General features: G+C 34.6%; 10 protein-coding genes. 5 read left to right on the forward strand and 5 right to left on the reverse strand.

The features are described 5' to 3' along the window. Window positions 1-366 precede the first annotated feature (366 nt). The 4 genes from V7024_RS23580 to V7024_RS23595 form a co-directional block, all read right to left on the reverse strand. The gene (locus V7024_RS23580; RefSeq protein ID WP_335524472.1) at window positions 367-1,464 is read right to left on the reverse strand and encodes a DUF4018 domain-containing protein; all 1,098 of its coding nucleotides are present in this window, start codon (window positions 1,462-1,464) and stop codon (window positions 367-369) included. Beyond that, window positions 1,439-2,602 carry a DUF58 domain-containing protein gene (locus V7024_RS23585; protein ID WP_335524473.1) on the reverse strand — a complete coding sequence of 388 codons (1,164 nt, stop codon included), beginning with the start codon at window positions 2,600-2,602 and terminating at the stop codon, window positions 1,439-1,441. Before V7024_RS23585 ends, V7024_RS23580 begins: the two co-directional genes overlap by 26 nt. Beyond that, window positions 2,599-3,528 carry an AAA family ATPase gene (locus V7024_RS23590; RefSeq protein WP_335524474.1) on the reverse strand — a complete coding sequence of 310 codons (930 nt, stop codon included), beginning with the start codon at window positions 3,526-3,528 and terminating at the stop codon, window positions 2,599-2,601. The genes V7024_RS23585 and V7024_RS23590 overlap by 4 nt, the downstream gene beginning before the upstream one ends. Before the next feature lie 128 nt (window positions 3,529-3,656). Further along, window positions 3,657-4,022, reverse strand: a complete 366-nt coding sequence (locus V7024_RS23595) for a PH domain-containing protein (RefSeq protein ID WP_335524475.1) — start codon at window positions 4,020-4,022, stop codon at window positions 3,657-3,659. 88 nt (window positions 4,023-4,110) lie between these two features. On the opposite strand from V7024_RS23595, the gene V7024_RS23600 reads away from it, so the two are divergent. Together V7024_RS23600 and V7024_RS23605 are read left to right on the forward strand one after the other, a co-directional pair. Continuing rightward, the gene (locus tag V7024_RS23600; RefSeq protein ID WP_335524476.1) at window positions 4,111-4,581 is read left to right on the forward strand and encodes an NUDIX hydrolase; all 471 of its coding nucleotides are present in this window, start codon (window positions 4,111-4,113) and stop codon (window positions 4,579-4,581) included. A 108-nt stretch (window positions 4,582-4,689) separates the two neighbouring features. After that, window positions 4,690-5,097 (forward strand): hypothetical protein, encoded by a 408-nt coding sequence (locus tag V7024_RS23605; protein WP_335524478.1) that lies wholly within the window; start codon window positions 4,690-4,692, stop codon window positions 5,095-5,097. A gap of 129 nt (window positions 5,098-5,226) precedes the next feature. Here V7024_RS23605 and V7024_RS23610 read toward each other — a convergent pair whose 3' ends face one another. Further along, window positions 5,227-5,472, reverse strand: a complete 246-nt coding sequence (locus V7024_RS23610; RefSeq protein WP_098919013.1) for a DNA alkylation repair protein — start codon at window positions 5,470-5,472, stop codon at window positions 5,227-5,229. 124 nt (window positions 5,473-5,596) lie between these two features. On the opposite strand from V7024_RS23610, the gene V7024_RS23615 reads away from it, so the two are divergent. The 3 genes from V7024_RS23615 to V7024_RS23625 form a co-directional block, all read left to right on the forward strand. Next, window positions 5,597-5,980, forward strand: coding sequence for a VOC family protein (locus tag V7024_RS23615; RefSeq protein ID WP_335524480.1), 384 nt, complete (start codon window positions 5,597-5,599; stop codon window positions 5,978-5,980). Between the two features lie 13 nt (window positions 5,981-5,993). After that, complete coding sequence (locus V7024_RS23620) at window positions 5,994-6,563, forward strand: GNAT family N-acetyltransferase (RefSeq protein ID WP_335524482.1); 570 nt, start codon at window positions 5,994-5,996, stop codon at window positions 6,561-6,563. 141 nt (window positions 6,564-6,704) lie between these two features. Beyond that, window positions 6,705-7,510, forward strand: an 806-nt coding sequence (locus V7024_RS23625) for an alpha/beta fold hydrolase (protein ID WP_335524483.1), incomplete at its 3' end; no start/stop codon positions are given.

Consider the following 7,510-nt stretch of genomic DNA (forward strand, 5'->3'; position numbering starts at 1 on the left):
GAATGAAACACTACTCGTTATTATTAATATATTAATATAGTTAATTTTACTATTCATTATCTTTTTTACTTTAAAAATATCAAACTTTTATGTAAGCTCTCTATACTTCTTTGATAAACGAATGAACTCTGTTTTTGACACCAGGTAACTTTGGATAATCCACTGTTTTTATAGTCTTGAATATAAGTTTCCCATTCTTTCTTTAATAGGTGTCTTTTCATAAAAAAACCTCCACATGTAGTATGTAAGGAGATTATCTCATAGGTTATTTACAAATTGTAGGTGGTGAGTATTTGACGCTTACCTAAAAACCTCGATGACTCCAGTAGGAGAAGTCGAGGTTTTTAGTAGTATTGAGATTCAAGCTTATTCTTTCGTTGCTTTTCGATAATTGTATAATGTATGAACTTCTCTTTTAAATTTCTGGAGAAGTTCAGTATTATCACGATTGGCATACCTTGCAGCGTTATATGCATCGATAATCACTTCAAATTGAATGGAGACCTCTTCTTCTTTATGAAGTCTTTCCATCCACTGTTCCACTGTTTCACCGCGCTGCCGATTTAATGGCGGGTTTAATTTGTTTTCAAGTTTAAAAATTTCTTTGCGAATTGCATTGTTTGGTGATCGTAATTTTCGGTTTCGTTTTTGTATATTTCCTTGTTCTGGACCAACAGCGATAGGTTCATAGGAAGACAAACGCCCAAATTTGATTTCATGACGCCTCTTATATAGTTTCCGAATCACATATATGGCAACAACTACAATGATCAAGATGGTAAGACATTGGATAATGAATGGATCATATTCTTTATTTGGACCCGGTGGAGGCGGCAAATTATCTTGTGTCAAATTACTATTTAAAGTACGGTCTGTCTGCTTCCGTTCAGCTGATAAAAATAGTGGATTTAATATATATCCCAATCCTAAAGCAATCCATTGAAGGGCATAAGTAATACCAGTTCGTACGTAAGAGAGTAAAGGGATGAATAAAAAAACAATACTCCCAATAGCTGTAATTGAGAACAAACGCAACATTTGTTGGTTTCGATTAAAACTTGTAATCCATAATGTTAGAAGTGTATACAAAATAAGTAATCCTATTTCCCATATGGATGGAAACTGCATATGGAGGAGAAAGGAACAAAAAGACCATAGAAATGCCCCTAATAATTTATGAAAGGGTGAAACATCGTCTTTTGCATACACAAGAAAAAAGAAAAACGGCAATAATACAGAACTAATAGAAGAAAATAACGCCAACGAATAGCAAACAATGACTTGTAGAATAAATAGTGCTGTAAGCCATTTATTTTTCTTTTTACTAATTTTCATAATAGGCAGCAAGCAAATATGACTGACTAGAATAAACAAAACAATGTGTACAATTTCTCCTTTTTCAGTTAATAAAGAAAGAAGGAGAAGAAGAATAAAATCATTAACGTACCGTAGCCATGTATTCAAGTTGTTCCACCACTCCTTCATCGTGAACAATATATGTTGGCTGCATCGTATGAGGGATATTTTGCTTAGGGACGCCAAGGAAAAACAGCATAGACGACCTCACTCTTTTTTGCATCATATAATGTAGAAAACCTTCTCGCGGTAGTAATGTACTATCTTCTGAAATACGCGCAAGTTCTTCCAGTGCTTTTGCATAATGCACGGGGCCTTCATTCAGCATCATGTGCAGCGGCCCATCTTCTGCTAAAATACTAATAAATAATTCAAAGGGAATTTTCTTTTCCGTTGCAATTTGGCAAATGTATGTTGCATAGGAAATCAAGTCTTCCATATTTTCTCTCCATCCAAGTCCTCGATCTGAGGCAAGGCAGATACAAATTGTCCAGCTATAATTTTTTACTGCTTCATATTGCTTTGCTTGTAAACTTTGCATTTTCGCTGATGCTTTCCAATGAATGGATCGAAATGATTCCCTTTCATACTGTTTTACTCCGACAATTGACGTTTCATCATGAAAAAAAGAAAAATTTGTTCTGTAAGAGCCTAGTAATAGTTGTTGTATTTCTTGTAGCCCCGCAACTTGCTTCGGGGCAGGGTAGACAATAATTTCTGTTTTTAATTTATGCATTATTGGTAAATGAACTTGAATGAAGTTAAAGGGATCACCAATGATGCATTCAAACTGTTCAACTTGGAAAACGCCGCGTCTTGTCGTTGTGAATGTTAAATCCCATATTTGCTGTGAGCGAGCTCGTTGTGAAAATGGGAAAGAAAAGAGCGTTTTTGATATTTGATCTAGACTGTTACTTGGATGCATAACGAGCGATGGATTTATATGAAAAAAACATTTTCCATTCACTAACGGTAATTTTGCTTCATTTTGTAACAGAATGGATAGTTGTCCGTTTTCTTCAGGAAACACTCTTGTTGATTGTTTCTTATTTATAATTTGAAAGTGGTCTTCTATGTAAGTGACGTACCGATAAATAAAAAAAGAAAATAAATAATAAAACAGAAGCGGATATATGATATATGACTGCGGTATATAAAATGTGAACAATAGTGCAACCGGAATCGTCAATTTAATGATATGACTTTGAAATACTAACGGGACAGTGACGAGACGTTGAACATTCATGCTTGCTCAATCTCCACCGGTACATCAACTTCTTTTAAAATTGCTTCTATTATTTCTTGTTTTGTCGTACGAAGAGCGCCTTCCATAGATAAAATGATGCGGTGCTTCCAGATATAAGGAAGTAGGAATTGTACGTCTTCTGGTGTACAAAAATCGCGATTACGTAAAAAAGAAAGAGCTTGAATTGCTCGGACTAAAGCGAGTGTCCCGCGCGGACTAATTCCATTTGCAATAAAGTCATGATTACGAGTCGCATTAGCGAGTTTGATGATGTAGCTTTCCAAAGGCTCTGATACATGAACATCTTTTGCTTTATTTTGTATTTGTAATATATCTTCTAGTGAGATGACCGAATGAAGCTCGTCCAACGGTTTATTCTTTCGAAAACGTCTCATCATTTGGAGTTCTTCTTCTGGAGTAGGATAGCCAATCGAAACGGTCATTAAAAAGCGATCAAGCTGAGCGTCCGGAAGAGGAAATGTTCCTTGTGATTCAATTGGATTTTGCGTTGCGATTACGAAAAACGGTTTCGGAAGAGGTGTAGATTGCTTTTCAAGTGTCACTTGTCTTTCTTCCATTGATTCTAATAAACTCGATTGCGTACGCGGCATTGCTCGGTTAATTTCATCTGCTAATAATAAATTTGTCATAACAGGACCGAGGCGCAGTTCAAACTCACTTGTTTTCGGATTAAAATATTCAATACCTGTTACATCACTCGGTAACACATCAGGTGTGAACTGGACACGAGAAAATTGTCCGCCGACACTTTTTGCGATTGTTTTTGCTAGTAATGTTTTACCTGTACCAGGTACATCCTCTAATAAAACGTGTCCATCTGCTAATAAAGAAACTAAGAGAAGATCGATTACATTTTCTTTTCCGACAAAAACAGAAGAGATATTCTCTTTTAATTTATGTATCATTTGTTTCTTCCTTTCTCGTACGATCTTTTTGAATATTTTAACGAAATTTTCTAAAAAATAAAACTACTTTTCGTTATTCTACAATGTAGAACATGTTTTGATGAAGGGAGATGCATAAAGAAGTAGCCCTATGATAAAGAGCTACTTGCAATTTGTTTTTGTATAGTGGAACAAAGTTGTTTTCTTACATTTTGATCGTATATTCCTTCAAAACGTACCCATTCATCGTTGTAGTAAATAGATGTGTGCGAGCTGAAAAAATAAGGATGTTCTTTTACTTCCTCAATACGTTTGTATAAGTATTCCTCATATCGCGGAGGATTAGATTTTGCCTTTTCTTTATATATAAACAATAATCTTTTATTTGTTGTTAGTAGTACTCCCGGCATAGATGGTCCTCTATGTAGAAATAAAGATAGAGAACATTCTTTATGAAAAAGAATCGTTTCATTTTCGTGGAGTAGTTTATTTACAGTATTTTGTAACGTTGACATTGTATTCAGTCCTTTCTAGATATTATGATTATATCATGCTTATTTGGTACGATTTAGCAAAAATGTATTGAGTATTAGGGGGATTATCATGGCTAAAAAGCTAGATTATATTCGTTTCATTCGAGAGAAAGTAGGGCCTGAACGAATTTTTCTTAATTTTGCAGGTGGACTTATTTGTAACGAAGAAGGCGAAGTGCTTCTGCAAAAACGAGGAGATAGAAATGCGTGGGGTTTTCCTGGTGGTGCGATGGAACTTGGTGAATCTGCTGAAGAGACAGCTATTCGTGAAGTATATGAAGAAACAGGATTAAAGGTAACAGTTGAACACTTAATTGGTGTGTATACGAAATATTACGATGAATATCCAAATGGAGAGCAAGCGCAGACGATTGCGTTCTTTTTTCAATGTAAGCCAGTGGGCGGGACGTTAAAAACAGATGGAAATGAAACATTGGAGCTTAAGTATTTTCCAATTGACCAATTCCCACCGCTCTTTGTGAAACAGCATGAAGATGCTTGGGAAGATTGGCTTTCGAACAGGAAGGGATGGTTTAGATAAATATATAGGATGAAAATTTCCAGTCAATAAGTAACATTTTTATCCATATTTATTTTCTATTTTCTAGTAAAATATTTCTTATACATCTTAATTAACGGAGTGATAAACATGGGTCTAAAAGAACAAGCAATGAATGAATTTCAAGAGAAAATATCTTCAACTGAAAATATACAAGGAATGATCACAACTTATTATGAAGCGCAAAATGGGATATCTGGTTTAGTAGGTGTACCAAATGGAAATCCTATTCCTGTGAAAGGTATTTTAGCTTACACTGAACAACAGTTATTATTTTATGGTCAAATATTTGGAAAGCTCCCGATTTCGTTACAAATACCTTATCATCAAATTAATAAAATAAAAGATACGAAGCATGTATTTGCACTTTTTAAAACGATTCCTGCAATCGTAGTTTTTCATCAGGAACAAGAGATTTTTACAACACGAGGGAATGAAGAAGAATTTATACAATTAAAAGCATTCTTTGAAAAGGTTAAACTTATTTCTACGCATTAAATCATACCGAAAATGCAAAGGTGTCGCAAGAAACATGACAACATTTTTGTGCACATCGAGAAGTAATAAAAGAAACTGCCCTCAAAAGTTATTTAATAATAACCGTTTGGAGCAGTTTTGTTTTAACAATTAAAAAGATTGATTTTGTGCAGGTTTAATAAATTGCTCGGGATTTTCAATTAATCCGCACGCAGCGCATTGGACGCGATATGTAGGACCTTGGTAGGCCATATGAAATGCACTCATATTCTCGTTTGTATATTCTTCTTCAACCTGGCCAGTTTGTGGATTTAATTTTACCGGTTTTGCTGTTTGTTCAATGATATTGAATCGTGTGCGGTTTGTTTTGCAACTTGGACAAAGCATTGGTTCCATTTTAACACACCTCCATTGTTAGCATTTGTAACTATGGAGGTGTTTATTCATGAGAAAAATTTTAGAAAGGATTTTTGCGTTTTTTGTCAAATGTAGTAAGGATGTGAAGGAGGGGTGAAGAAACGTGAAACTTCAAATGAAATATATTATTTTATATGCGAAGCAATATGAGGAATGCATCCGTTTTTATCGTGATATTTTACAGTTACCGATAAAGGGAGAGCATGTTACATATGTTGAGTTCGATACGGGTTCTACCATTTTGGCGATCAATAGTAGAGATGATGTTCGAGAGTTAACTGGATTACCAATCCCGAAGACACTATCACAATCGTCTACATTTGAGATTGGCTTTGTAGTTGGTGGTGTTGATGAAACAATACATATGCTAAAAAAACATGGTGTAACAGTATTAGTAGAACCTGTTACGAAACCATGGGGACAAACAGTCTCTTATGTTTCTGATCCAGATGGAAATTATATTGAAATTTGCAGTTCATTAGACTAAAGGTGGGAAGATAATGAGAAAATTTCCGAGTTTAGAAACAGAGCGTCTTCATTTAAGAGAATTAACGTTAGTCGATGCAGATGCAATGTTTCGTTACTTTAAGAAAGAACCTGTTATTCGTTACTTTGGAATGGATTCGTTTCAAAATATTGAAGAAGTAAAAAACGTCATCCAAAATTTTAGGAGCAGATATGAAGAAGGATCTGCGTTCCGCTGGGGAATTGTATTAAAAGGAACTGATCAACTAATTGGGACATGCGGTTTTCATCTCATTAATAACAAACATAAACGAGCTGAAATCGGCTATGAACTAGATGAAACATATTGGGGAAAAGGATATGCGACAGAAGCATTACAAGCAATTCTTACATATGGATTTGAAACACTTTATTTTGAGAGAATTTCAGCGGTTGTGTACCCAGAAAATGAATCATCGCGAAAATTATTACAAAAAGCAGGCTTTGCGGAAGAAGGATTGCTTCGAAAGTATATGATTCAAAATGACGTGATGCATGATGCGATTATGTATTCGTTGTTGAAGGAAGAATGGGCGACATTACATCAAAGTACGATGAACATGTAAAAGTGAAAATAGACAATCTGAAACCTGAAACAAAAGGTTTAGATTGTCTTTTCATTAGGCCTTGTTAAAGAACTCTGTTGATATTTGACTTTAACCCGTATGGGGCAGAGAATTTGCTTTGTTGGATAAAGTGTAAAGTAGGTGAATGAATTGGTAAATTATGAACGGGAAATTATTCATACAGAAAGAGGTTCCTTTGAAATTTTTGTTAGTGGTAAACCTTTATGTATAACACACCTATACCAAGAATTCTCCATTCAAGGTTCGATTTTTGCGGATAGTCTATCATCCTTTTACAAGGTTATCTTAGTCAATTTAAAACAGGCTGGGAATTCATCAAAGGCACGAAACTCAAATGAACTGACAATGAATGAAACTGTGAAAGATCTCGAAAGCATACGAATTAAGTTAGGATACCCAAAATGGTCTTTTGCAGGGCATTCTGCAGGTGGATTTTTAGGGTTAACATATGCTACTAGTAAACCTCAGGTATTGGATTCGCTTATATTATGTGATACTTCCGCATCTAACGAGTTTTTAAATTCGGAAAGTTGCATATATAATTTTAAAACAGGGCAACATCGTAAGGAGGTATCCAAGATATTTTTATCATTGATGTTACCCTTTGTTTCGAAAACAAAGAAAAGAATAGCTAATAAGAAGTTGATTGAACTGTCTCTTTATAAACCAGAAAAGTATAATGAGTATTTTAGTGAGGGACCCTTTAGTAAAATTATTAGAAAAAGAATGAGGGCTTATAATAGTGACCTTAAAACATATGATGTTCGTGATAAGTTAAAACATATTAATTTCCCTACTCTTATTCTTTGTGGTCAATATGATGTTCAATGCCCTGTTTTGTACTCAAAAGAGATGCATACATTGATTCCAGATTCTAAATTAGTAATTTTTGAGAATAGTAATCATTTTCCTTTTGTTGAAGAGAA

It is taken from the genome of Bacillus sp. JJ864 (assembly GCF_036963045.1).
GTDB lineage: Bacteria > Bacillota > Bacilli > Bacillales > Bacillaceae_G > Bacillus_A > Bacillus_A pseudomycoides_C.

Bases quoted from the DNA above. Each gene is read 5' to 3' on its own strand.
- V7024_RS23585 (WP_335524473.1), bottom strand. From the start codon at position 2,602: ATGAATGTTCAACGTCTCGTCACTGTCCCGTTAGTATTTCAAAGTCAT.
- V7024_RS23590 (WP_335524474.1), bottom strand. From the start codon at position 3,528: ATGATACATAAATTAAAAGAGAATATCTCTTCTGTTTTTGTCGGAAAA.
- V7024_RS23595 (WP_335524475.1), bottom strand. From the start codon at position 4,022: ATGTCAACGTTACAAAATACTGTAAATAAACTACTCCACGAAAATGAA.
- V7024_RS23600 (WP_335524476.1), top strand. From the start codon at position 4,111: ATGGCTAAAAAGCTAGATTATATTCGTTTCATTCGAGAGAAAGTAGGG.
- V7024_RS23605 (WP_335524478.1), top strand. From the start codon at position 4,690: ATGGGTCTAAAAGAACAAGCAATGAATGAATTTCAAGAGAAAATATCT.
- V7024_RS23610 (WP_098919013.1), bottom strand. From the start codon at position 5,472: ATGGAACCAATGCTTTGTCCAAGTTGCAAAACAAACCGCACACGATTC.
- V7024_RS23620 (WP_335524482.1), top strand. From the start codon at position 5,994: ATGAGAAAATTTCCGAGTTTAGAAACAGAGCGTCTTCATTTAAGAGAA.